The 24,150-nt window shown below is 58.2% G+C and carries 23 protein-coding genes; 14 read left to right on the forward strand and 9 right to left on the reverse strand.

All coding sequences use genetic code 11. The features are described 5' to 3' along the window. Positions 1–31 precede the first annotated feature (31 nt). The gene (locus ACM6IO_RS07210; RefSeq protein ID WP_414911224.1) at positions 32–1,057 is read right to left on the reverse strand and encodes a LysM peptidoglycan-binding domain-containing protein; all 1,026 of its coding nucleotides are present in this window, start codon (positions 1,055–1,057) and stop codon (positions 32–34) included. A 171-nt stretch (positions 1,058–1,228) separates the two neighbouring features. Here ACM6IO_RS07210 and def point away from each other — a divergent pair, with 171 nt between their 5' ends. From def to ACM6IO_RS07235, 5 genes are all read left to right on the forward strand, one after another. After that, positions 1,229–1,735: a peptide deformylase gene (def, locus tag ACM6IO_RS07215; RefSeq protein ID WP_008027583.1), complete on the forward strand. Its 507-nt coding sequence runs from the start codon at positions 1,229–1,231 to the stop codon at positions 1,733–1,735. 71 nt (positions 1,736–1,806) lie between these two features. Beyond that, on the forward strand, positions 1,807–2,766 hold the full coding sequence (gene fmt, locus ACM6IO_RS07220; protein ID WP_414911225.1) for a methionyl-tRNA formyltransferase: 960 nt from the start codon (positions 1,807–1,809) through the stop codon (positions 2,764–2,766). After that, on the forward strand, positions 2,763–4,073 hold the full coding sequence (gene rsmB / locus ACM6IO_RS07225; RefSeq protein WP_414911226.1) for a 16S rRNA (cytosine(967)-C(5))-methyltransferase RsmB: 1,311 nt from the start codon (positions 2,763–2,765) through the stop codon (positions 4,071–4,073). Before fmt ends, rsmB begins: the two co-directional genes overlap by 4 nt. Before the next feature lie 22 nt (positions 4,074–4,095). Beyond that, positions 4,096–5,469, forward strand: coding sequence for a Trk system potassium transporter TrkA (gene trkA, locus ACM6IO_RS07230; RefSeq protein WP_008027578.1), 1,374 nt, complete (start codon positions 4,096–4,098; stop codon positions 5,467–5,469). 116 nt (positions 5,470–5,585) lie between these two features. Beyond that, positions 5,586–5,900 (forward strand): tetratricopeptide repeat protein, encoded by a 315-nt coding sequence (locus ACM6IO_RS07235; RefSeq protein ID WP_414911227.1) that lies wholly within the window; start codon positions 5,586–5,588, stop codon positions 5,898–5,900. Here the strand turns inward: ACM6IO_RS07235 and ACM6IO_RS07240 are convergent, their stop codons facing one another. From ACM6IO_RS07240 to tag, 3 genes are all read right to left on the reverse strand, one after another. Continuing rightward, positions 5,901–6,140, reverse strand: a complete 240-nt coding sequence (locus tag ACM6IO_RS07240) for a PilZ domain-containing protein (RefSeq protein WP_008027574.1) — start codon at positions 6,138–6,140, stop codon at positions 5,901–5,903. A 168-nt stretch (positions 6,141–6,308) separates the two neighbouring features. Continuing rightward, the gene (locus ACM6IO_RS07245) at positions 6,309–7,196 is read right to left on the reverse strand and encodes a lysophospholipid acyltransferase (protein WP_192228140.1); all 888 of its coding nucleotides are present in this window, start codon (positions 7,194–7,196) and stop codon (positions 6,309–6,311) included. Between the two features lie 40 nt (positions 7,197–7,236). After that, a complete protein-coding gene (gene tag / locus ACM6IO_RS07250) occupies positions 7,237–7,794 on the reverse strand; it encodes a DNA-3-methyladenine glycosylase I (RefSeq protein ID WP_008041464.1) in 558 nt (185 codons plus the stop codon). A gap of 81 nt (positions 7,795–7,875) precedes the next feature. On the opposite strand from tag, the gene glyQ reads away from it, so the two are divergent. The 4 genes from glyQ to ACM6IO_RS07270 all read left to right on the forward strand — a co-directional run bounded on the left by glyQ (position 7,876) and on the right by ACM6IO_RS07270 (position 12,282). Beyond that, positions 7,876–8,829, forward strand: a complete 954-nt coding sequence (glyQ, locus tag ACM6IO_RS07255; RefSeq protein ID WP_003213601.1) for a glycine--tRNA ligase subunit alpha — start codon at positions 7,876–7,878, stop codon at positions 8,827–8,829. Continuing rightward, complete coding sequence (glyS, locus tag ACM6IO_RS07260) at positions 8,826–10,880, forward strand: glycine--tRNA ligase subunit beta (RefSeq protein WP_414911228.1); 2,055 nt, start codon at positions 8,826–8,828, stop codon at positions 10,878–10,880. Before glyQ ends, glyS begins: the two co-directional genes overlap by 4 nt. Before the next feature lie 6 nt (positions 10,881–10,886). Further along, positions 10,887–11,420: a D-glycero-beta-D-manno-heptose 1,7-bisphosphate 7-phosphatase gene (gene gmhB / locus ACM6IO_RS07265; RefSeq protein ID WP_008027564.1), complete on the forward strand. Its 534-nt coding sequence runs from the start codon at positions 10,887–10,889 to the stop codon at positions 11,418–11,420. 82 nt (positions 11,421–11,502) lie between these two features. Next, positions 11,503–12,282, forward strand: a complete 780-nt coding sequence (locus tag ACM6IO_RS07270; RefSeq protein WP_008027562.1) for a lysophospholipid acyltransferase family protein — start codon at positions 11,503–11,505, stop codon at positions 12,280–12,282. A gap of 185 nt (positions 12,283–12,467) precedes the next feature. Here ACM6IO_RS07270 and ACM6IO_RS07275 read toward each other — a convergent pair whose 3' ends face one another. The 5 genes from ACM6IO_RS07275 to dnaA form a co-directional block, all read right to left on the reverse strand. Beyond that, a complete protein-coding gene (locus ACM6IO_RS07275; protein ID WP_032832632.1) occupies positions 12,468–12,986 on the reverse strand; it encodes an Hcp family type VI secretion system effector in 519 nt (172 codons plus the stop codon). A gap of 237 nt (positions 12,987–13,223) precedes the next feature. Continuing rightward, complete coding sequence (gene gyrB, locus ACM6IO_RS07280) at positions 13,224–15,641, reverse strand: DNA topoisomerase (ATP-hydrolyzing) subunit B (RefSeq protein ID WP_192228142.1); 2,418 nt, start codon at positions 15,639–15,641, stop codon at positions 13,224–13,226. Between the two features lie 5 nt (positions 15,642–15,646). Next, positions 15,647–16,750, reverse strand: coding sequence for a DNA replication/repair protein RecF (gene recF / locus ACM6IO_RS07285; RefSeq protein ID WP_008041454.1), 1,104 nt, complete (start codon positions 16,748–16,750; stop codon positions 15,647–15,649). 20 nt (positions 16,751–16,770) lie between these two features. After that, positions 16,771–17,874, reverse strand: a complete 1,104-nt coding sequence (gene dnaN / locus ACM6IO_RS07290; RefSeq protein ID WP_008027555.1) for a DNA polymerase III subunit beta — start codon at positions 17,872–17,874, stop codon at positions 16,771–16,773. A gap of 39 nt (positions 17,875–17,913) precedes the next feature. Then, entirely contained in the window at positions 17,914–19,434 is a 1,521-nt protein-coding gene (gene dnaA / locus ACM6IO_RS07295) for a chromosomal replication initiator protein DnaA (RefSeq protein WP_192228143.1), read from the reverse strand. Positions 19,435–20,000: 566 nt separating this feature from the next. Here dnaA and rpmH point away from each other — a divergent pair. From rpmH to mnmE, 5 genes are all read left to right on the forward strand, one after another. Next, positions 20,001–20,135, forward strand: coding sequence for a 50S ribosomal protein L34 (gene rpmH / locus ACM6IO_RS07300; protein WP_003213577.1), 135 nt, complete (start codon positions 20,001–20,003; stop codon positions 20,133–20,135). Positions 20,136–20,151: 16 nt separating this feature from the next. Further along, positions 20,152–20,553: a ribonuclease P protein component gene (gene rnpA, locus ACM6IO_RS07305; RefSeq protein ID WP_028620331.1), complete on the forward strand. Its 402-nt coding sequence runs from the start codon at positions 20,152–20,154 to the stop codon at positions 20,551–20,553. Then, positions 20,546–20,791 (forward strand): membrane protein insertion efficiency factor YidD, encoded by a 246-nt coding sequence (gene yidD, locus ACM6IO_RS07310; RefSeq protein WP_010207715.1) that lies wholly within the window; start codon positions 20,546–20,548, stop codon positions 20,789–20,791. Before rnpA ends, yidD begins: the two co-directional genes overlap by 8 nt. Positions 20,792–20,793: 2 nt before the next feature. Further along, entirely contained in the window at positions 20,794–22,479 is a 1,686-nt protein-coding gene (gene yidC, locus ACM6IO_RS07315; RefSeq protein ID WP_192228144.1) for a membrane protein insertase YidC, read from the forward strand. Between the two features lie 79 nt (positions 22,480–22,558). After that, a complete protein-coding gene (gene mnmE / locus ACM6IO_RS07320; RefSeq protein WP_192228145.1) occupies positions 22,559–23,929 on the forward strand; it encodes a tRNA uridine-5-carboxymethylaminomethyl(34) synthesis GTPase MnmE in 1,371 nt (456 codons plus the stop codon). Positions 23,930–24,150: the final 221 nt, after the last annotated feature.

The following is a 24,150-nucleotide window of genomic DNA, read 5'->3' on the forward strand; positions in this document are numbered from 1 at the left end:
GATAACTCTGTTGGTAACTTGTGGAGCCTGCTTACGGATTTCGCACCTTGTCCATCACCGCCAAGGAGCGCGATGCGGTGAGCACCAATCCGTAACTGAGTTTGTCGTAGGTGCGGAACACCATCAGCAAACCGGCGCGTTCATCGGGAATTTTCAGAGGCTGGCCGGAGACCCGGTCGCGCACGGTTTCGCCGGTCTTCATCACCACCAACACGTTGCCTTCGGCGAGGCCGTCGCGTTGGCCCCGGTTCAGCGTCACGACATCCATCGCGCCGATCTGGGTAACCCCGCGCGGTACGTCGATGATCAGGCCGTTGATCGGTTTTTTTGGTGCACTGGGCATGAAGGTCGAGTTGATCGATCGTTCCTCGCCGCTGAACAAGCGATCGCCGAGGCGCACTTCCTGAGTGGTGCGTTGCAGTGAAAGCGTCGCGACATCACCCTCGGTAGCGACGATTTCACCACCGCCGATGTCGTCGGCATTGATCCCCAGGAACTCCTTGCTCTCGGGGTCGGTATAAACCTTGCCTTGGCGGAAGATGCCGTAGACCGGCTGGTTCGGATCGAAATGGCCGCGGGCGAAAATCCGGTCGCCGGTGCCGCTGAGCACCCGTTCGGCATCGCCGGCGACGATGTAAGGCGCCTTGTCGAAATCCTCGACCTTGTCGACGATGCGGTTGCTCAGCAGAAAACTGTTGATCGACTGCAACGGAATGCTCGGGATGGCGTCGGCCACCGGCGAACTGTGCACCCGTGGCGAGAGCTTGATGGTGCCCCGGGAAGCCCCGCGATTGAGGGTCAGACGCGGCTGACCGTCAACGTAGACCAGCGACAGCAAATCGCCGGGGTAGATCAGATTGGGGTTCTGGATCTGCGGATTGGCCTGCCAGAGCTCAGGCCACTTCCACGGCTCACGGAGGAATTTCCCGGAGATGTCCCAGAGTGTGTCACCCGCCGCCACTGTGTATTGCTGTGGAAAACCTTCCTTGAGTTGCACTTGCCCATGCGCCAAACCGGCCGAGGCCAGAAGGAGCAAGGCGAGTAGTGATTTCCTCATGCGGTGAATCCCTTTATTATGTGCGTTCGCGTGAAACGCCAGAGCCCTCGTGGCTCGCTCCCGACTCTTTGCCAAAAAGAAAAGGAGCTACGCTTCACAACGGTAGCCTGCATCTTCGGACCTGCCAGGCCATCGACCCGACTTTACCTCACACGTGCAGCAATCAAGCTTATGGCCATTTTAGACATCCTCGAATTCCCCGACTCGCGCCTGCGCACTATCGCCAAACCTGTGGCCGTAGTGGACGACGAAGTGCGTCAGTTGGTCGATGATATGTTTGAAACAATGTATGAAGCGCCAGGCATCGGCCTCGCCGCGACCCAGGTCAACGTGCACAAACGTATCGTCGTGATGGACCTCTCCGAAGACCGCACCGAACCGCGGGTGTTCATCAACCCCGAGTTCGAGCCCCTGACCGACGAGATGGAGCAATACCAGGAAGGCTGCCTCTCGGTGCCGGGTTTCTACGAAAACGTCGATCGCCCGCAGAAGGTCAAGGTCAAGGCCCTGGACCGCGACGGCCAGCCTTACGAACTGATCGCCGAAGGCCTGCTCGCCGTGTGCATCCAGCATGAATGCGACCACCTCAACGGCAAATTGTTCGTCGACTACCTGTCGAATCTCAAACGTGATCGAATCAAGAAGAAACTGGAAAAGCTCCATCGCCAGAACGCTTGATGCCCTCCTTTCAAAGGCTTGCTGCGGCAAGCCTTTTTCTTTTGCGACTGCTTTGTAAATGAGAGCTTCCCATGACTGAGCCACTGCGCATCGTCTTTGCCGGCACCCCGGAATTCGCCGCCGAACACCTCAAGGCCCTGCTCGACAGCCCTTACGAGATCGTCGCGGTCTACACCCAACCGGACCGTCCGGCGGGTCGCGGGCAAAAGCTGATGCCGAGCCCGGTCAAGCAGTTGGCCCTGGAAAACAACATCCCGGTGCTGCAACCGCCAACCCTGCGCAATGAAGACGCTCAAGCCGAACTGGCCGCGCTTAAACCGGATTTGCTGGTGGTGGTCGCCTACGGCCTGATCCTGCCGCAAGTGGTGCTGGATATTCCGCGCCTGGGTTGCATCAACAGCCACGCGTCATTGCTGCCACGCTGGCGCGGTGCGGCGCCGATCCAGCGCGCCGTCGAAGCCGGCGACAGCGAAAGCGGCGTGACCATCATGCGCATGGAACTGGGCCTCGACACCGGGCCGATGCTGCTCAAGGTCACCACGCCGATCAGCGCTGAAGACACCGGCGGCAGCCTCCACGACCGCTTGGCGGAACTCGGCCCACCGGCAGTGATTCAAGCCATCGCCGGCCTCGCCGCCGGCACGCTGGAAGGCGAAGTGCAGGACGACAGCCTCGCCACCTACGCACACAAATTGAACAAGGACGAAGCGCGCATCGACTGGAGCCGCCCGGCCATTGAGCTGGAACGTCTGGTCCGCGCCTTCAATCCATGGCCGATCACCCACAGCACGTTGAATGGCGAAGCGCTGAAAGTGCTGACCGCGAGCCTCGCGGAAGGCAAGGGCGCACCAGGTGAAATCCTCAGCGCCAGCAAAGACGGCCTGATCGTCGCCTGCGGTGAGCAGGCTCTGTGCCTGACCCGTCTGCAATTGCCCGGCGGCAAGGCGCTGAACTTCAGCGATTTGTTCAACAGCCGTCGTGAGAAATTCGCCGTCGGCACCGTGCTCGGTCAAACGGCGGACGCTCAATGAATCCACGTCTGTCCGCCGCCAAGGCACTTGCTGCAGTTCTAAACGGAAAAGCCTCACTCAACAGTTCGTTGCCGACACAAATGGACAAGGTTGAAGACCGCGATCGCGGCTTCACCCAGGACCTGGCGTTCGGCACCGCGCGCTGGCAGCCGCGTTTGTCGGCGCTCGCGGCCAAGTTGCTGCAGAAGCCGTTCAAGGCTGCCGACGCCGATGTCGAGGCGTTGCTGCTGGTCGGTCTCTATCAACTGCTTTACACCCGCGTCCCGGCTCACGCCGCCATCGGCGAAACCGTCGGTTGCGCCGACAAGCTGAAGAAGCCGTGGGCCAAAGCCTTGCTCAACGCCGTGTTGCGCCGCGCCCAACGTGAAAGCGAAGCGCTGCTGGCCGAGCTGGAACACGACCCGGTGGTGCGTACCGCCCACCCACGCTGGCTGCAAAAATCCCTGAAAGCGTTTTGGCCTGAGCAGTGGGAAGCCATTTGTGCGGCAAACAACGCGCATCCGCCGATGATTTTGCGGGTCAACCGTCGCCATCACAGCCGCGATGCCTATCTTGGCTTGCTGACCGACGCAGGCATTGCCGCCACACCGTGTGTTTACAGCCGGGACGGCATCATTCTCGACGCCGCCGCCGACGTACGCAGCCTGCCGGGCTTCGCCGAAGGCTGGATCAGCGTGCAGGACGAAGCGGCGCAACTGGCCGCCGACCTGCTCGACCTCGCGCCGGGCCAGCGAGTGCTCGACGCCTGCTGCGCACCGGGCGGCAAGACCTGCCACATCCTCGAAGCCGAACCCGCACTGGCGGGCGTCGTCGCCGTGGATCTGGAAGCCAAGCGTCTGGTGCGTGTGCGAGAAAACCTCGCACGTCTGGGCCTGAGCGCCGAACTGATCGCCGCCGACGGCCGCGACACGGTCACCTGGTGGGATGGCAAACCTTTCCAACGCATCCTGCTCGATGCGCCATGCTCGGCCACCGGCGTGATCCGTCGTCACCCGGACATCAAGCTGACTCGCCAACCGGATGACATCGCCGCGCTGGCAGTGCTGCAAGGCGAGTTGCTGGATGCCATGTGGATAACTCTGGAGGTGGGCGGGATTCTGCTTTACGCCACCTGTTCCACGTTGCCGACCGAGAACACCGAAGTCATCGAAGCCTTCCTCGCCCGCACGCCGGGCGCCCGTGAGCTGGACCTCGCCACCACGGCCGGCATCAAGCAGCCCCACGGTCGCCAGCTGCTGGCACAGGAAGGCGGCCACGACGGGTTCTATTACGCCAAGCTGATCAAGATCGCCGCCGCGCGCGGTTAACCGGTTTTAAGGGAGTGACTGGATGAAAATCATCATCCTCGGCGCAGGGCAGGTCGGCGGTTCGCTGGCGGAACACTTGGCCAGCGAGGCCAACGACATCACCGTGGTCGACACCGATGGCGAACGCCTGCGCGACCTCGGCGATCGCCTGGACATCCGCACCGTGCAAGGCCGCGGCTCGCTGCCGACGGTGCTGCGCCAGGCCGGCGCGGACGATGCCGACATGCTGGTGGCGGTGACCAACAGTGACGAAACCAACATGGTCGCCTGCCAGGTCGCCCACACCCTGTTCCACACCCCGACGAAAATCGCCCGCGTCCGCGAAGCCGCGTACCTCACGCGCTCCGAGCTGTTCGATAACGAAGCGATTCCGGTGGATGTGCTGATCAGCCCGGAACAAGTGGTCACCAACTACATCAAGCGCCTGATCCAGCATCCGGGTGCGTTGCAGGTGATCGATTTCGCCGAAGGCAAAGCGCAGCTGGTCGCGGTGAAGGCGTACTACGGCGGACCGCTGGTGGGTCAGCAACTGCGTCAGTTGCGTGAACACATGCCGAATGTCGAAACCCGCGTAGCGGCAATTTTCCGCCGTGACCGGCCGATCCTGCCTCAGGGCGATACGGTGATCGAGGCGGACGACGAAGTATTTTTCATCGCCGCCAAGGCGAATATTCGCGCAGTGATGAGCGAAATGCGCCGCCTCGATGAGAGCTACAAGCGCATCGTCATCGCCGGGGGCGGGCAGATCGGTGAGCGTCTGGCCGAGGCCATCGAAAGCCGTTATCAGGTGAAGATCATCGAGATGAACCCGGCCCGCTGCCGTCATCTCTCGGACACCCTCGACAGCACCGTGGTCCTGCAAGGCAGTGCCTCCGACCGCGATTTGCTGATGGAAGAGAACATCGCCGACGCCGACATCTTCCTGGCGCTGACCAACGATGACGAAGCCAACATCATGTCGTCGCTGCTGGCCAAGCGTCTGGGCGCGAAGAAGGTGATGACGATCATCAACAACCCGGCTTACGTCGACTTGATCCAGGGTGGCGACATCGACATCGCCATCAGCCCGCAACTGGCGACCATCGGCACCTTGCTGGCCCACGTGCGGCGCGGCGACATCGTCAGCGTGCATTCATTGCGCCGTGGTGCGGCGGAGGCCATCGAGGCCATTGCCCATGGTGATGCGAAGTCGAGCAAAGTGATTGGCAAGGCCATCGAGAACATCGGTCTGCCGCCAGGCACCACGATTGGCGCGATCATTCGTGATGAAGAGGTGATCATTGCCCACGATGACACGGTGATCGCGGCGGGTGACCATGTGATTCTGTTCCTTGTGGACAAGAAGCATATTCGGGATGTGGAGAAGCTGTTCCATGTCGGCCTGAGTTTTTTCTGATCCGAAGGCCTCTTCGCGGGCAAGCCTCGCTCCTACAGGTAACATGCATATCCCTGTAGGAGCGAGGCTTGCCCGCGAAGGCGATTCCGAAGCTCCCCCATAAACCGAGGTGCACCATGATCGAATCCCTGGAAAAAATGCTCGCCAAGGGTGTGGATAACTCATTGCTGCGCTTCGGCCTGGGCAAGGGTTATCTGGATCTTGGGGAAAACGCCAAGGCCGCCGAGCATTTCCAGCGTTGCGTCGAATTCGACCCTAAGTATTCAGCGGCGTGGAAGCTGTTGGGCAAGGCTCATCTGGCGCTGGCGGACTATCCGGCCGCGCGTCAGGCGTGGGTGCAGGGTCTGGAAGCTGCTCGTGCTCACGGCGACAAGCAGGCGGAGAAGGAGATGACGGTGTTCCTGAAGAAACTTGAGCGCCAGGCGCACTGATCAGAGGTAGCGCAGGCCGATGCCGTCAGCGTCTACCAGCACCACTTCCATGCGAACCCGCGGCGCGCCTGTGGGTAAATCCTGTACCTGACCATAGACCACCGCCCCCTTGGGCAACGCCGACAAGCCCGGATGCTTGACGTAGACACCCGTGGTCGAGAGATTTCGGGTCTGGCCAAGGCATTCGCCGAAGCTTTCGTGACTGATCTTGATGCGAAACGATTTGCGGTGTTCGGACATCTTCTGCGCCCTTTTTATGAACAGTTGTGGATAACCCTGAACCTGTAGGAGCGAAGCTTGCTCGCGAAGGCGATATCACATCCAACATCAATGTTGAATGTAATGGCCTCTTCGCGAGCAAGCTTCGCTCCTACAAGTTCAAGTTATCCACAGATCATGCCAATCAACTCAATACCAGCGCTCTTCACCCGGAGGCCGCTTCTTGAAGCGTTTCATGCTCCACATGTACTGGCTCGGATAAGCACGCACATAGCGCTCGACCACCTTGCTCATGGCTGCGCAGGACGTCTCGGTATCAGTGCTGTACATGGCCTCTGGCGCCGCTTCGAGAATCACTTTGTAGCCCGAACCGTCCGGCAGCCGCAGGGCGTGCAGGAACACGCCAACCGCCTTGCCGCCAGCCAACATGTTCGGCACAAACTTGCTGGTCAGTGCCTGAGTAGCGAAGAACGGCACGAAGATCCCGGCGGATTCGGCCGGTTCCGGGTCAGCGGGAATGCCCACTGCACCACCTTTGCGCACTTCCTTGATGACGCTGAGGATGCCTTCCTTGGTAGAGGCGGCGACCCTGTTACCCAGTTGCACTCGCTGCTTGCGCAGCAATTCATCCACAGCCTTGAGCTTTGGCGGACGATAGAAAATGATCGGTTTGCACTGGCTGCAATAGAAGTGGTTCAACACTTCCCAGTTGCCGAGGTGGCTGGTGATGCCGACCACACCTTTGCCGGAGGCGAGGGCGTCTTTCAGGACGTCGAGCCCTTCAACTTCGCGCACCAGATCGATGGAACGCTGCGCCGGCCAGATCCACGCGCAGGCACTTTCGGTCAGCGACTTGCCGATGTCTTTCAGGCTCTGGCCGACCAGACGCTCGCGCTCGGCAGGGTCCATCTCCGGAAAACACTTGGCCAGATTGATCCGCACCACGTCGCGGGAACGGTTAGGGGTTTTCCACATTACCCAGCCAATGGCCGAGCCAACCACCTGCACTGCTCGCCAGGGAAGCAGGGCAAACAGCCGCAGAGCGCCTACCAGCAAGGCGCCTTTCAACTTATCCACAGGTCACTCCTGATCTTGTGCTGTGCGCGAGGCGGCTATTCTAACCGCCGATCGACAAGGTCGCGTAGCGATCGCAATCCTTGGTGTGGTCCATGACCATCCCCGAGGCCTGCATCAGCGCGTAGCAAATGGTCGGGCCGACGAAGGTGAAACCGGCTTTTTTCAGGCCTTTGCTCATCTCCACCGCGACTGGCGTGACCGCCGGGACTTCGGTGCGATCCTTGAAATGATTGATCACAGGCTTACCGCCGACGAAAGACCAGAGAAACTCGACCGGGTCTTCAAGTGCCAGCCAGGCCTGGGCATTGCGCCGGGCGGCGTTGAGTTTGAGGCGATTGCGGATGATCCCGGGGTCGAGCATCAATTCATCGATTTCGGCGTCGCTCATCTGCGCCACGCGCTGTACATCGAAGCCGAACAGCACCTCGCGATATCGCTCGCGTTTACGCAACACGGTGATCCAGGAAAGGCCGGCCTGGAACCCTTCGAGCAAAAGCAACTCGAACAAACCCTGCGCATCGCGTAGCGGCGTGCCCCACTCCTGATCGTGATAAGCCATGTACAGCGGATCTTCGGAACACCAAAAGCAGCGTGGCATAAGGCTCCAGGGGGCGTGCGCAGCAATGAATCGGGTATACTCCCGCTCTTTAAATCGCAGCCCAAGAAACAGGTGAATTTCGTGAGCCAGCCTACGCCAGCCGTGCGTACCTTCCAAGACTTGATCCTCGCCCTCCAGCAATACTGGGCCGAGCAAGGTTGCGTGGTACTTCAGCCCTACGATATGGAAGTAGGCGCCGGGACTTTCCACACAGCCACGTTTCTGCGCGCCATCGGCCCGGAAACCTGGAACGCCGCTTATGTGCAGCCCAGTCGTCGCCCGACTGACGGCCGCTACGGCGAAAACCCGAACCGTCTGCAGCACTACTATCAGTTCCAGGTGGTTCTGAAGCCGAACCCGGACAACTTCCAGGAACTGTACCTGGGCTCCCTCAAGCATGTCGGCCTGGACCCGCTGGTCCACGACATTCGCTTCGTCGAAGACAACTGGGAATCGCCGACCCTGGGCGCCTGGGGTCTGGGCTGGGAAGTCTGGCTGAACGGCATGGAAGTGACGCAGTTCACTTACTTCCAGCAGGCGGGCGGCATCGAGTGCTACCCGGTGACCGGTGAGATCACTTACGGCCTCGAGCGTCTGGCCATGTACCTGCAAGGCGTGGACTCGGTCTATGACCTGGTCTGGGCTGACGGTCCGTTCGGCAAAGTGACCTACGGCGACGTTTTCCACCAGAACGAAGTGGAGCAATCGACCTACAACTTCGAACACGCCAACGTCGAGAAGCTGTTCGAACTGTTCGACTTCTACGAAAGCGAAGCCAAGCGCCTGATCGAACTCGACCAGCCGCTGCCGTTGCCGAGCTACGAAATGGTGTTGAAGGCGTCCCACACCTTCAACCTGCTGGATGCACGCCGGGCGATCTCGGTGACTGCGCGTCAGCAATACATCCTGCGTGTGCGCACCCTGGCGCGTTCCGTTGCGCAAGCCTACCTGCTGGCTCGCGCCAAGCTGGGCTTCCCGATGGCGACCCCGGACCTGCGTGATGAAGTACTGGCCAAGCTGGAGGCTGCACAATGAGTGCTCAAGATTTCCTGGTTGAACTGGGCACCGAAGAACTGCCACCCAAGGCCCTGAACACCTTGGCCGAAGCGTTCCTGGCCGGTATCGACAAAGGCCTGCAAGCGGCTGGCCTGAACTACGAGACCAAAACCGTCTACGCCGCGCCGCGTCGTCTGGCTGTGCTGATCACCGCGCTGGCTACCCAGCAACCGGATCGCAGCATCAACCTCGACGGCCCGCCACGTCAGGCGGCGTTCGATGCCGAAGGCAACCCGACTCAAGCGGCACTGGGTTTCGCCAAGAAGTGCGGCGTAGAGCTGAGCGAAATCGATCAGAGCGGTCCGAAACTGCGTTACAGCCAGAGCATCGCCGGCAAGCCGACTGCGAGCCTGCTGCCGACCATCGTCGAAGACTCCCTGAATGACCTGCCGATCCCGAAGCGCATGCGCTGGGGTGCGCGCAAGGAAGAATTCGTTCGTCCGACCCAATGGCTGGTCATGCTGCTCGGTGACCAGATCATCGATTGCACGATCCTCGCCCAGAAGGCCGGCCGCGATTCTCGTGGTCACCGCTTCCATCACCCGGAAAGCGTACGCATCACCTCGCCAGCCAACTACCTGACCGACTTGCGTGCCGCTTACGTTCTGGCCGATGCCAACGAGCGTCGCGCAATTATCAGCAAGCGCACCGAAGAACTGGCGACGATGCAGGAAGGCACGGCGATCGTTCCGCCAGCCCTGCTCGACGAAGTGACTGCGCTGGTTGAATGGCCGGTGCCGCTGGTGTGCTCGTTCGAAGAGCGTTTCCTCGACGTGCCGCAAGAAGCGCTGATTACCACCATGCAGGACAACCAGAAGTATTTCTGCCTGCTGGATGCCGACGGCAAGTTGCTGCCACGTTTCATTACCGTGGCCAACATCGAAAGCAAAGACCCGCAGCAAATCATCGCCGGTAACGAGAAAGTGGTTCGCCCACGCCTGACCGACGCCGAGTTCTTCTTCAAGCAAGACAAGAAGCAGAAACTCGAAGACTTCAACCTGCGCCTGCAAAACGTGGTGTTCCAGGAAAAACTCGGCAGCGTCTACGACAAGGCCGAGCGCGTATCCAAGCTTGCTTCGTTCATCGCGCAACGCATTGGCGGCAACGCGGCATGGGCTTCCCGTGCCGGCCTGCTGTCCAAGTGCGACCTGGCGACCGAGATGGTCGGTGAGTTCCCGGAGATGCAAGGCGTCGCCGGTTACTACTACGCCCTGAACGATGGCGAGCCGGAAGAAGTCGCGCTGGCGCTGAACGAGCAATACATGCCGCGCGGTGCCGGTGCTGAACTGCCGACCACCCTGACCGGTGCGGCCGTGGCCATCGCTGACAAACTCGACACGCTGGTCGGTATCTTCGGGATCGGCATGCTGCCAACCGGTAGCAAAGACCCGTATGCCCTGCGCCGCGCTGCGCTGGGCGTATTGCGCATCCTGATCGACAAGAAGCTCGACCTCGACCTGAACGACGCCGTGGCCTTTGCCGTGAATGCGTTCGGCGCCAAGGTCAAGGCTGCTGGCCTGGCCGACTCGGTTCTGGAATTCGTGTTCGACCGTCTGCGTGCCCGTTACGAAGATGAAGGCGTGGACGTTGCGACTTACCTGTCGGTTCGTGCCCTGAAACCAGGTTCGGCACTGGACTTCGATCAGCGCGTACAAGCGGTGGAAGCGTTCCGCAAATTGCCTGAAGCGGCCGCCCTCGCTGCAGTGAACAAGCGCGTTTCGAACTTGCTGAGCAAGGTCGAAGGTTCTGTTCCTACAGTCGTTGAAGCCAAGTACTTCGACAACGCCAACGAATTCTCCCTGTACTCGGCGATTCAACAGGCAGACCAAGCGGTTCAACCGATGGCAGCTGCGCGTCAGTACAGCGAGTCGCTGGCACGTCTGGCAGCCTTGCGCGAGCCTGTGGATGCTTTCTTCGAAGCCGTCATGGTCAACGCTGAGGATGCCAAGGTCCGTGCCAACCGCTATGCGCTGCTGGCGCGTCTGCGTGGCTTGTTCCTCGGCGTCGCCGATATTTCGTTGCTGGGGTAAGACTGTTTGAAACTGCTGATTCTCGATCGGGACGGGGTGATCAATTACGACTCCGACGCTTACATCAAGTCGGTGGAGGAGTGGAAACCGCTCCCCGGTTCGATCGAAGCCATCGCGCAGTTGAGCAAGGCCGGCTGGACGGTAGCAGTCGCTACCAACCAGTCCGGCATCGCTCGCGGCTATTACGACGTCGCCACCCTGGACGCCATGCACGAGCGCTTGCGCTCGTTGGTCGCGGAGCAGGGCGGTGAAGTCGGGCTGATCGTCTATTGCCCGCACGGGCCGGACGAAGGCTGCGATTGCCGCAAGCCAAAACCCGGGATGCTGAAAACCATCGCCACGCATTACAACGTATCGCTGACTAATCTATGGTTCGTCGGCGACAGTCTTGGTGACCTGGAAGCCGCCAAAGCCGTCGATTCTCAGCCAGTTTTGGTAAAGACCGGGAAAGGCGAAAAGACTTTGGGCAAAACCCTACCGGTAGGCACTTTGATTTTTGACGATCTCGCGGCGATTGCCGCAGAACTTATCCACAATTAGAGCGTTTTCGAGATTCCTGACCAAGGATTGATCGGGAGTGCGCTTTATATAGACGGGCAGAGCCCGCACGGTAAACGTCGCCATGTCGATATTGCAGGCCATCAGAACCTTCCTCTTTTACCTGCTGCTGGGCACCAGCTCCTTGCTTTGGTGCAGCCTGAGCTTTTTTATCGCGCCTTTTCTGCCGTTCAAGGCGCGCTATCGTTTTATCAACGTGTACTGGTGCCGTTGCGCCTTGTGGCTGAGCAAAGTCTTTCTGGGCATCAGCTACGAAGTGAAAGGTGCCGAGAACGTGCCAGACCAGCCCTGCGTGATTCAGTCGAACCACCAGAGCACCTGGGAGACGTTCTTCCTCTCGGCCTATTTCGAGCCGTTGAGCCAGGTACTGAAACGCTCATTGCTGTTTGTACCGTTCTTCGGTTGGGCCATGGCCATGCTGCGGCCGATCGCCATCGACCGCGACAATCCGAAGGCTGCGCTCAAACATGTAGCGAAGCAGGGCGATGAACTGCTGAAGGATGGCGTCTGGGTACTGATATTCCCTGAAGGAACGCGGGTCCCTTACGGCACCATCGGAAAATTCTCACGAGGTGGTACGGCGTTAGCCGTCAACGCCGAACTTCCGGTGCTGCCGATTGCGCACAATGCCGGCAAGTTCTGGCCGAAAACCGGTTGGGCCAAGAAGCAGGGTGTCATCACTGTGATCATCGGCGAGCCGATGTACGCCGAAGGCAGCGGGCCCCGTGCGATTGCCAACCTCAATGACCGGGTTCAGGCCTGGAACGAGCAGATGCAACGGGAAATGGGCTCGCTCCCACCCGCTCCGCAAGCGCCGGCTGCCAATGATCAGATGGCTGTCTGAGATTCTGTGGATAACCTGTGTACCGTTTCGCTGAAAAGTAGCATATTTAGTTTGTAGGCTTATGATTTATATACATATTTCCTAAGCTCATAAAATATGGAAAAAGGTGCATAAGTTTTTTTCGGACGTAAAAAAACCGGCTGATATAGCCGGTTTTTTTATGCCTGCGAATTGAGCAGCGAGGCTTAGCTGATAATCGGAGCACGCCAGTCATCAGAACCGGAAGTACCGCAGGCTTCGTGAGTCCAGGTGATTTTTCGATAGGTGAAATACACGTCTTCGAGATGCGTAAAGTGGGCCATATTGGGATCCTGGCAGCTTGGCATTCTTGTCTGCACATCTACGATCACTGCGTCTTCCAGCTCGATGCTGAAGTAATGTTCCTGTTTCCCCGCCGACGAAGTCCGATACCAAGCGATATGGCAGCTATTCAACACTTCTCCGCTCGTTAACGCGTTAAAAATCAACGGTGATGATTTATCAAATACCTTTGAGATCATCAGCGGCTTATGCACACGCTGGCCCGTTGGCTGACCCGATTGGGGATCTCTCGGAATGATAATTTGGTGACTGAATGCCTGGACCAGGATTTGGTCTTCGTGCCCCTCCTGATAGACGTTACCAACCGACTCCGGAGTAAATGTCCCGGCAGTAATCATCCCTTGCCGATTTCCATTTATAACTAAATACGCGGGTGTTGGCATAACTGCATTCCCTGTTCGATATCCCAAAAATGATAGCTCCCGTCAGTCATACACTTGACGAAGAGGCTGTAGGATAAAGAGCACTCGGGATAGCGTATGTAGGACTTATCTGTGAGGATCCGAGGCAAAACGCCTGCGTTCCATACGATTTGGCACCGCCGCTGAAGGGCGAGATAGCGCAATAAAAAAGGCCAGCGCATTGCGCTGGCCTTTTTTATTGTTGGCAGAACCGCTGGATCAGAAGTCCAGGTTGGAAACCGCCAAGGCATTGCTTTCGATGAAGTCACGACGAGGTTCGACCGCATCACCCATCAGGGTGTTGAAGATCTGGTCCGCGCCAATGGCGTCTTCGATGGTCACTTTGAGCATCCGGCGCTGGCTTGGGTCCATGGTGGTTTCCCACAGCTGATCCGGGTTCATCTCACCCAGACCTTTGTATCGCTGGATGGTGTGACGCTTGGTGCTTTCAGCCATCAGCCATTCAAGGGCTTCCTTGAACTCGGTGACCGGCTTCCTGCGTTCGCCACGCTGGATGTACGCGCCGTCGTCCAGCAGGGTGCTCAGCTGAGCGCCCAGGGATACGACAGTCCTGTAATCGTTGCTGCCGAAGAAGTCGCGGTTGAACGTGACGTAGTTCGACAGGCCGTGGGAGATCAGTTCGACCTCTGGCAGCCAGACGTTACGCTCACGGTCTTCACGCAGGCTGGCCTTGTAGACCAGGCCAGACTTCTCGACGGTGCGCAGACGGACTTCATACTTGGCCAGCCAATCCTGCATCGCTGCGTGATCGGACAGTTGCTCCATGCTCACCGCTGGCAGGTAGATGAAGTGCTCGGTCAGTTCCTGTGGGTACAGGCGCGACAGACGCTTGAGGGTCTTCATCACCAGACGGAAGTCGTTCACCAGGCGCTCAAGGGCTTCGCCGGAGATACCCGGGGCTTCCTCGTTCAGGTGCAGGCTCGCATCTTCCAGGGCCGACTGCGTCATGTACTCTTCCATGGCGTCGTCGTCTTTGATGTATTGCTCTTGCTTGCCTTTCTTGACCTTGTACAGCGGTGGCTGAGCGATGTAGATGTAGCCACGCTCGATCAGCTCCGGCAGCTGACGGAAGAAGAACGTCAGCAGCAGCGTACGGATGTGCGAACCGTCGACGTCAGCATCGGTCATGATGATGATGTTGTGGTAGCGCAGCTTGTCGATGTTGTATTCGTCGCGACCGATACCGCAGCCCAGTGCGGTGATCAAGGTGCCCACTTCTTGCGAAGAGATCATCTTGTCGAAGCGCGCCTTCTCGACGTTGAGGATCTTGCCCTTCAACGGCAGGATGGCCTGGGTTTTACGGTTACGCCCCTGCTTGGCGGAGCCGCCAGCAGAGTCACCTTCCACGAGGTACAGTTCGGAAAGGGCAGGGTCTTTTTCCTGGCAGTCAGCCAGTTTGCCCGGCAGGCCGGCGATGTCCAGCGCGCCTTTGCGGCGGGTCATCTCACGGGCCTTGCGTGCTGCTTCACGCGCACGTGCCGCGTCGATCATCTTGCCGACGACCAGTTTGGCTTCGTTCGGGTTTTCCAGCAGGAAGTCGGAGAAGTACTTGCCCATTTCCTGTTCGACCGCGGTCTTCACTTCGGAAGAAACCAGCTTGTCTTTGGTCTGGGAGCTGAACTTCGGATCCGGCACCTTCACCGAGATGATCGCGGTCAAGCCTTCACGGGCGTCATCACCGGTGGTGGCGACCTTGTGCTTCTTGGCCAGGCCTTCAGCTTCGATGTAGGTGTTCAGGTTACGCGTCAGTGCGGAACGGAAACCCACCAGGTGAGTACCGCCATCACGCTGCGGGATGTTGTTGGTGAAGCACAACAGGTTCTCGTTGAAGCTGTCGTTCCACTGCAGGGCGATTTCCACGCCGATGCCGTCTTCACGCTGGATGTTGAAGTGGAACACCTGGTTGACCGCAGTCTTGTTGGTGTTCAGGTATTCAACGAACGCACGCAGGCCGCCTTCGTATTTGAACAGCTCTTCCTTGCCGCTGCGTTCATCCTTGAGGACGATGCCGACACCGGAGTTGAGGAAGGACAGTTCACGAATCCGCTTGGCCAGGATGTCCCAGCTGAAGTGGATGTTCTTGAAGGTTTCAGCCGATGGCTTGAAGTGAATCTGGGTGCCCGTGGTTTCGCTCTCGCCAACGATTTTCATCGGCTCTTGCGGGACGCCATGGACGTAAGTCTGTTCCCAGATCTTGCCGCTGCGGCGAACGGTCAGGACCAGTTCCTTGGACAGTGCGTTCACTACCGAAACACCTACACCGTGCAGACCGCCGGATACTTTGTAGGAGTTGTCGTCGAACTTACCGCCGGCGTGCAGCACGGTCATGATGACCTCGGCTGCCGAAACGCCTTCTTCTTTGTGTACGTCTACCGGGATGCCACGACCGTTGTCGCGAACGGTGATGGATTCGTCCGGGTGGATGATGATGCTGATGTCGTCGCAATGGCCGGCCAAAGCTTCGTCGATCGAGTTATCGACCACCTCGAACACCATGTGGTGCAGACCGCTGCCATCGTCGGTGTCACCAATGTACATACCGGGACGTTTGCGTACGGCATCCAGGCCTTTCAGCACTTTAATGCTCGTTGAGTCGTACGTATTTTCTTCGCTCAATGCCTTCACTCCCGATGGTCGTGGGTCTGGGTGATACGGCCCTGTTCCACGTGGAACAAGGCGACTGGCGTTTCCGTCTGCCAGCCTTCCCTCAATAATTCGTGATCTACACAGGTGATAAACACCTGGCAGCGTAAGTCTTCCAACAAGCGGCAAAGCGCGCGGCGGTGCTGCTCGTCCAGTTCGGACGGCAAGTCATCCACCAGATAAATACACTGGCCGCGTCGGGCCTGGCTGACCAGGTGCCCTTGGGCAATCCGCAATGCACAGACCACCAACTTCTGCTGACCGCGGGACAAGATGTCCGCGGCGTTATGTGCGCCCAATCTGAGGCGCAAATCAGCGCGTTGTGGTCCGGCCTGGGTATGACCCATCTGCTGGTCTCGCTGAACGGACCCAGCGAGCACTGCACTCAATTCGCGGTCTTTGTCCCAGCCTCGGTAATAGCTGAGCGTCAAACCTTCAAGCTCAACCAGTTCGCTCAAGGTCTGTTCAAAGACTGGTTTCAAGGCTTTGATATAGGCACGGCGGTATTCATCAATTTCAGCGCTGGCCTGGCACAGTTCCCTGTCCCAAACCGCTTGCGAAACGGCGTCAAGTGTACCATGCCGCAGCCAAGAGTTTCTCTGGCGCAGGGCCTTCTGCAAGCGCTGCCAGGTGGACATGAACCGCGGTTCCACGTGGAACACGCCCCAGTCGAGAAACTGCCGGCGAATCTTCGGTGCGCCTTCAAGCAGGCGGAAGCTATCAGGGTTGATCAGTTGCAGCGGCAGGATCTCCGCCAGCTGTGCCGCGCTGCGCGCGTTCTGCCCGTCAATACGGATCTGGAACTCGCCTTGGCGGTCCCGTGATATCCCCAGTGCGCTATGCCCGCCCTCAGCCAACTCAACCTGACCGAATACGGTACAGGCCAATTGCTCGTACTGAATAACCGGCAAAAGGCGGGTACTACGAAACGAACGGGCAAGCCCCAGCAGGTGAATGGCTTCCAGAACACTGGTTTTGCCGCTGCCGTTGGCGCCGTAAAGAATGTTGATTCGGGGGGAGGGGGAGAAGGTCACCGGGTGCAGATTGCGCACCGCGGTGACCGAGACGCGACTTAATGACATCTAGCTTCTGCTGAGCATGATTACAGACGCATCGGCATGACAACGTAGGCCGAGTCATCGTTGTCGGACTCTTGCACCAGCGCACTGCTGTTGGAGTCGGACAGGATCAGACGAACCTGCTCAGTGGTCATCACGCCCAGCACGTCTAGCAAGTAGCTCACGTTGAAGCCGATTTCCAGATTGCCGCCGTTGTACTCAACGCCCACTTCTTCTTCCGCTTCTTCCTGCTCCGGGTTGTTGGCCTGGATCTTCAACTGACCGCTGGCCAGTTGCAGACGGATACCGCGGTACTTCTCGTTGGACAGAATCGCGGTACGGCTGAAAGCTTCACGCAACGCCTGACGATCGCCGAGCACCAGTTTGTCGCCGCCCTTCGGCAGAACACGCTCGTAGTCCGGGAATTTACCGTCGACCAGTTTAGAGGTGAAGGTGAACTCGCCAGTGGTGGCGCGGATGTGATGCTGACCCAGGACGATGCTGACATTGCCGTCCGGCTCGGTCAGCAGGCGCGCCAGCTCAAGGATACCCTTGCGCGGCACGATGACCTGGTGGCGATCCGGCTGACCGATGTCGGCCTGCATCGAGCACATGGCCAGACGGTGACCGTCGGTGGCCACGGCCCGGATGATCCCGGCAGAGACTTCCAGCAACATGCCGTTCAGGTAATAACGCACGTCCTGCTGGGCCATGGCGAAGCTGGTGCGTTCAATCAGACGACGCAGTTTGCTTTGCTCAAGGCTGCAAGTCAGCGAACCCGGGCCTTCTTCAACGGTCGGGAAATCGTTCGCCGGCAGGGTCGACAGGGTGAAGCGGCTACGGCCAGCCTTCACCACCAGCTTCTGCTCGTCGACCTTGATGTCGATCAGCGCGTCGTTCGGCAGGCTTTTGCAGATGTCCATCAGCTTGCGCGCAGGCACAGTGATGGAACCCGGGTCAGCAGGCTCTTCGAGTTGTACACGACCGACCAGCTCGACTTCCAGGTCGGTACCGGTCAGCGACAGTTGCTGGCCTTCGACAACCAGCAGCACGTTGGAGAGCACCGGCAAGGTCTGTCGGCGCTCGACGACGCCTGCGACCAGTTGCAGGGGTTTCAACAGGGCTTCGCGTTGAATGGTGAAATGCATGGTCTAGTCCCTTGCCTTAATAAGCTGCGCTGGTGTTCATCAAGTTGTCAGAGTACGCAGCAGGTTCTTGTAGTCCTCGCGGATGTCCGCGTCGGATTCCTTAAGTTCGTTGATCTTGCGGCAGGCGTGCAAAACAGTCGTGTGGTCGCGGCCGCCAAACACATCGCCGATTTCCGGCAGGCTGTGGTTAGTCAACTCTTTGGACAACGCCATGGCAACCTGACGCGGACGAGCGACCGAGCGTGAACGACGCTTGGACAGCAGGTCGGAAATCTTGATCTTGTAGTATTCGGCGACAGTGCGCTGAATGTTATCCACAGAGACCAGTTTATCTTGCAGCGCCAACAGATCTTTCAGGGATTCGCGAATCAGCTCGATGGTGATATCGCGGCCCATGAAGTGCGAGTGGGCGATTACGCGCTTAAGCGCACCTTCCAGCTCACGGACGTTGGAGCGAATACGCTGGGCGATGAAGAACGCCGCGTCGTGGGGCAGATCGACTTTGGCCTGGTCGGCCTTTTTCATCAGGATCGCGACACGGGTTTCCAGCTCCGGCGGCTCGACGGCTACCGTCAGGCCCCAGCCGAAGCGGGATTTGAGGCGCTCTTCAAGACCTTCGATTTCTTTAGGGTAGCGGTCACTGGTGAGAATGACCTGCTGGCCACCTTCGAGCAGGGCGTTGAAGGTGTGGAAAAACTCTTCCTGCGAACGTTCCTTGCGGGCGAAGAACTGAATGTCATCGATCAGCAATGCGTCCACCGAACGGTAGAAGCGCTTGAACTCGTTGATCGCGTTCAGTTGCAGAGCCTTGACCATATCGGCCACGAAACGCTCCGAATGCAGGTACACGACCTTGGCATTCGGGTTCTTCTTTAATAGATGGTTACCCACAGCGTGCATCAAGTGAGTTTTACCCAAGCCAACACCGCCATAAAGGAAGAGCGGGTTGTAACCGTGCTTGGGGTTGTCCGCCACCTGCCAGGCCGCAGCCCGGGCCAGTTGGTTGGACTTACCTTCGACGAAGTTCTCGAAGGTGAAAGTGCGGTTCAGGTAACTGGTGTGCTTGAGCGCACCCTCGACCTGCACCGTGCGCTGCTCGGAACGCACCGGGGCCTGTTGAGAACTGGCGCCGGCCATTGGATCGAAGCTGTCGCGCGATGGCTCTTCACTGACTTCGGCAACTTTCTGGGTCGAACGCTTGCTCGGTGTGGCCGTCGGGGCAGGTGCCGGAGCACTGACAGGCGCTTGAGCCGCCTGTGCCTGAGACGCGGCGGCAGCCAGTGGCGCATTCGGGGCAGCCCGTGGAGCCGAACTGCGTTTGCTGCCTATTAATAAGGAAAGCGCCGGCGCCATGCCATTGCCATGCTCATCCAGCAGTTCAAGGACGCGGCCCAGGTACTTTTCGTTGACCCAGTCGAGAACAAAACGATTCGGTGCGTAGACACGCAACTCGTCGCCTTCGGCTTCGACCTGTAGTGGACGGATCCAAGTGTTGAATTGTTGGGCAGGCAGCTCATCGCGCAAAAGCTCCACGCACTGCTGCCAAAGTTCCACTGACACGGATATCCCCTAAGTTGAAAGCCGGTGAGGCAAAAACAAGCGGCCATTGTAGCGACCAGACGCCGACTTATCCACACGTAGGTGGGTCACTGACCAAGAAGAATCAACGTTTTATAGGTAAAAAAGACGACCAGTGGTCTGTGCATAAGCTCTGTGGATAACCGCCCTTGAGGTCGTTGCACAAGTGGGGGCGAAACTCGGTGGATAACCTGCCTGTGGATAACAGCCCCTTTCACACACAGCTTATCCGACAGCGCAGCACAGGCTGACCACCGTTTTCCACCGTAGTTGTCATTCTCTGTACATCACGTGATATAAGGCCTGAAGGTAGTTATCCACAGATGATCGGTGTCCTAGCTTTTATAAGCTTTACAGAAAAGCTTTAAATACTTTCCTTCTTTATTTTTATATTTGGCTGGAGGTGAAGACGAGCAAAACGTCTGGAGATCTATTTATAAGGAAACGTTGGTTGGAAATTGACCTAGAGGCTTGCTTTCTCTAGAATCCCCGGTCTCTTAAAACGGGGGCCATTCCGGCCCGTTGTGGACGAACCAGGTAACACGACAATGAAACGTACTTTCCAACCAAGCACTATCAAACGCGCTCGTACCCACGGTTTCCGTGCTCGCATGGCTACCAAGAACGGTCGTGCCGTTCTGTCGCGTCGTCGCGCCAAAGGTCGTGCGCGTCTGGCAGTTTGATAAGCCGGCACTGGAGGTGAGTCAGGACTTCAGTCGGGAAAAGCGTCTGCTTACTCCCCGGCATTTCAAGGCAGTCTTTGACTCCCCTACCGGCAAGGTTCCGGGGAAAAATCTCCTGCTCCTTGCGCGCAACAACGATCTTGATCACCCCCGTCTCGGGCTGGTTATCGGGAAAAAGAGCGTAAAGCTCTCCGTCGAGCGCAATCGCCTCAAACGTCTGATGCGCGAATCGTTCCGTCTGAACCAGGATTCACTGGTCGGCTGGGATATCGTTATCGTCGCGCGCAAAGGTTTGGGTGACGTAGAAAACCCCGAATTGATTCAGCATTTCGGCAAACTCTGGAAGCGTCTGGCACGCAGCACGCCGGTACCAGCAGTCAAAACCGAAACTGTAGGGGTAGACAGTCCCGATGCGTAAACTGGCACTCGTTCCGATCCAGTTTTATCGCTATGCCATTAGTCCCCTGATGGCCAGTCACTGTCGTTTCTACCCCAGTTGTTCCTGCTACGCGTTAGAAGCCATAGAAAATCATGGCCTTCTGCGCGGTGGCTGGCTGACCTTTCGTCGTTTAGGTCGCTGTCATCCGTGGAATCCCGGTGGTTATGACCCGGTTCCACCTATCCCTACCTCCCGTTCTTCTTCGATGGCCGAGTAATCATGGATATCAAACGCACGATCCTGATCGTCGCCCTGGCAATCGTGTCCTACGTTATGGTTCTTAAATGGAACCAGGACTATGGCCAGGCTGCCCTGCCGACTCAGAATGTTGCTTCCAGTACTTCCGCACCGGGCCTACCGGATACGGCGACTGGCAATAATGCTTCTGTCAGTGACGACATTCCGCGCGCCGCAAGCGATACCAGTGCCACTGCACCTGCTGAAACACCAGTAGCTGCAAGCAAAGACCTCATCCAGATCAAAACGGATGTGCTCAACCTGGCTATCGATCCACAAGGTGGCGATGTTGCACAGTTGACGCTGCCGCTGTATCCACGTCGCCAGGACCATCCGGAAATTCCATTCCAGTTGTTCGATAACGGCAACGAGCGGACTTATCTGGCTCAAAGCGGTTTGATCGGTACCGATGGTCCGGACGCAAGTCCTGCCGGTCGTCCGGTTTACTCCTCCGAGAAGAAGATCTACCAACTGGCCGACGGTCAGAACCAATTGGTTGTAGACCTGAAGTTCAGCAAGGACGGCGTCAACTACATCAAGCGTTTCACACTGAAACGTGGGCTGTACGACGTAACCGTTTCCTACGTGATCGACAACGAAAGCGCCAAGCCTTGGTCGGGTGCGATGTTCGCCCAACTGAAGCGCGACGCCAGCTCCGATCCTTCTTCCAGCACCGCCACCGGCACCGCGACTTACCTGGGCGCTGCCCTGTGGACAAGTAACGAGCCGTACAAGAAAGTGTCGATGAAGGACATGGACAAGGCTCAGCTGAAAGAAACCGTGAACGGTGGTTGGGTTGCCTGGTTGCAACACTACTTCGTGACCGCATGGATTCCGGCGAAGGGCGAAAACAACGTCGTCCAGACCCGTAAAGACAGCAAAGGCAACTACATCATCGGCTACACCGCCCCGGCAATGACTGTTGCGCCAGGTGCGAAAGCCGAAACCAGCGCTGTTCTGTACGCCGGTCCGAAAAGCCAGGCTGTGCTGAAAGAGTTGTCCCCAGGTCTGGAATTGACCGTCGACTACGGCATTCTGTGGTTCATTGCCCAGCCAATCTTCTGGCTGCTGCAACACATCCACGCGCTGGTCGGTAACTGGGGCTGGTCGATCATCTTCCTGACCATGCTGATCAAAGGGATTTTCTTCCCGCTGTCGGCAGCCAGCTACAAATCCATGGCCCGCATGCGCGCAGTGGCACCGAAACTGGCCGCGCTGAAAGAGCAACATGGCGATGACCGGCAGAAAATGTCGCAAGCCATGATGGAGCTGTACAAGAAAGAGAAGATCAATCCGCTGGGTGGTTGCTTGCCAATCCTCGTGCAGATGCCGGTTTTCCTCTCGCTGTACTGGGTTCTGCTGGAAAGCGTTGAAATGCGCCAAGCGCCGTTCATGCTGTGGATTACTGACCTGTCGATCAAGGATCCGTTCTTCATTCTGCCGATCATCATGGGTGCAACCATGTTCATCCAGCAGCAGTTGAACCCGACTCCTCCGGATCCGATGCAGGCCAAGGTGATGAAGCTGATGCCAATCATCTTCACCTTCTTCTTCCTGTGGTTCCCGGCTGGTCTGGTGCTGTACTGGGTAGTGAACAACTGCCTGTCCATCGCCCAACAGTGGTACATCACTCGTAAAATCGAAGCGGCTACTAAAGCAGCTGCCTGATTTACACTGTGGATAACCACTCAAAACGCCCCCTAGTGGGGCGTTTTGCTATCTGTCACTTTTGTCTGGATACCGGTTTATGAGCGCTCCTCGTGAAACCATCGCCGCCGTCGCCACCGCTCAAGGTCGTGGTGGCGTAGGCATCGTCCGTATTTCCGGGCCGCTGGCGAGCGTTGCGGCCAAGGCCTTCAGCGGTCGTGAACTCAAGCCGCGATTCGCCCACTACGGCCCGTTTTTCGATCAAAACGAAGAGGTGCTGGACCAGGGCATTGCCTTGTATTTTCCGGGCCCGAACTCGTTCACCGGCGAAGATGTGCTGGAACTTCAGGGTCATGGCGGCCCGATTGTTCTCGACATGCTGCTCAAGCGATGCCTTGAACTGGGGTGCCGTCTGGCACGACCAGGTGAATTCAGCGAGCGTGCGTTCCTCAATGACAAACTCGACCTGGCACAGGCCGAAGCAATCGCCGACCTGATCGAGGCCAGTTCTGCACAGGCCGCCCGCAATGCATTGCGCTCCTTGCAGGGGGCATTTTCCGATCGTGTGCATAACCTCACCGAGCAACTGATCGGCCTGCGGATTTATGTAGAAGCGGCCATCGACTTCCCGGAAGAAGAAATCGACTTCCTTGCCGATGGCCATGTACTGAGCATGCTCGACAAAGTCAGGGAAGAGTTATCCACCGTGCTGCGCGAAGCCGGGCAGGGTGCGTTGCTGCGTGACGGCATGACGGTGGTGATCGCCGGTCGGCCAAATGCCGGTAAATCCAGTTTGCTCAACGCACTGGCGGGTCGTGAAGCAGCGATCGTGACCGAGATTGCCGGCACCACCCGTGACATTTTGCGCGAACATATCCACATCGATGGCATGCCGCTTCACGTGGTGGATACCGCTGGTCTGCGAGATACCGATGACCATGTGGAAAAAATCGGTGTTGAACGGGCGTTGAAAGCCATTAGTGAAGCTGATCGAGTGCTGTTGGTGGTCGATGCCACTGCACCGGAAGCGCTTGATCCGTTTGCGTTGTGGCCAGAGTTCCTGGAAACCCGCCCGGATCCGGCGAAAGTCACGTTGATCCGTAACAAGGCCGACCTCACGGGCGAAGCAATTGCCCTGGAAGTCAGTGAGGATGGCCATGTGACCATCAGTCTGAGTGCCAAGTCGGCCGGCGAAGGCCTGGAACTGCTGCGTGATCATCTCAAGGCCTGCATGGGCTATGAGCAGACGTCGGAAAGCAGCTTCAGTGCTCGCAGGCGTCACCTTGAGGCGTTGCGTCATGCCAGTGCATCCCTCGAGCACGGCCGTGCGCAGCTGACTCTGGCGGGTGCCGGTGAGCTACTGGCCGAAGATTTGCGCCAGGCTCAACATGCCTTGGGCGAGATCACCGGTGCATTCAGCTCCGACGACCTGCTGGGACGGATCTTTTCCAGTTTCTGTATCGGCAAATAGCCCTATCGTTGTCCACAGACAGGCCATTCGCGCCTGTCTGTTCTCACCCCTTTTCCTGAATTGCCTCCAGTGCCGAGCAGATTCTTTCTGCCTGGGCGGATTTTCTGCGCCCGGGATTTGATCAATCGGCGCTTTTCTGTGGATTAAGCCCTGTGAATAACTGCCGCTAAGGGCAGTTGATAACAGGGCCTCAAAACTGAAGATAATCGCCTCTGTGGATA

The organism is Pseudomonas sp. IT-P44 (genome assembly GCF_949768225.1).
GTDB lineage: Bacteria > Pseudomonadota > Gammaproteobacteria > Pseudomonadales > Pseudomonadaceae > Aquipseudomonas > Aquipseudomonas migulae.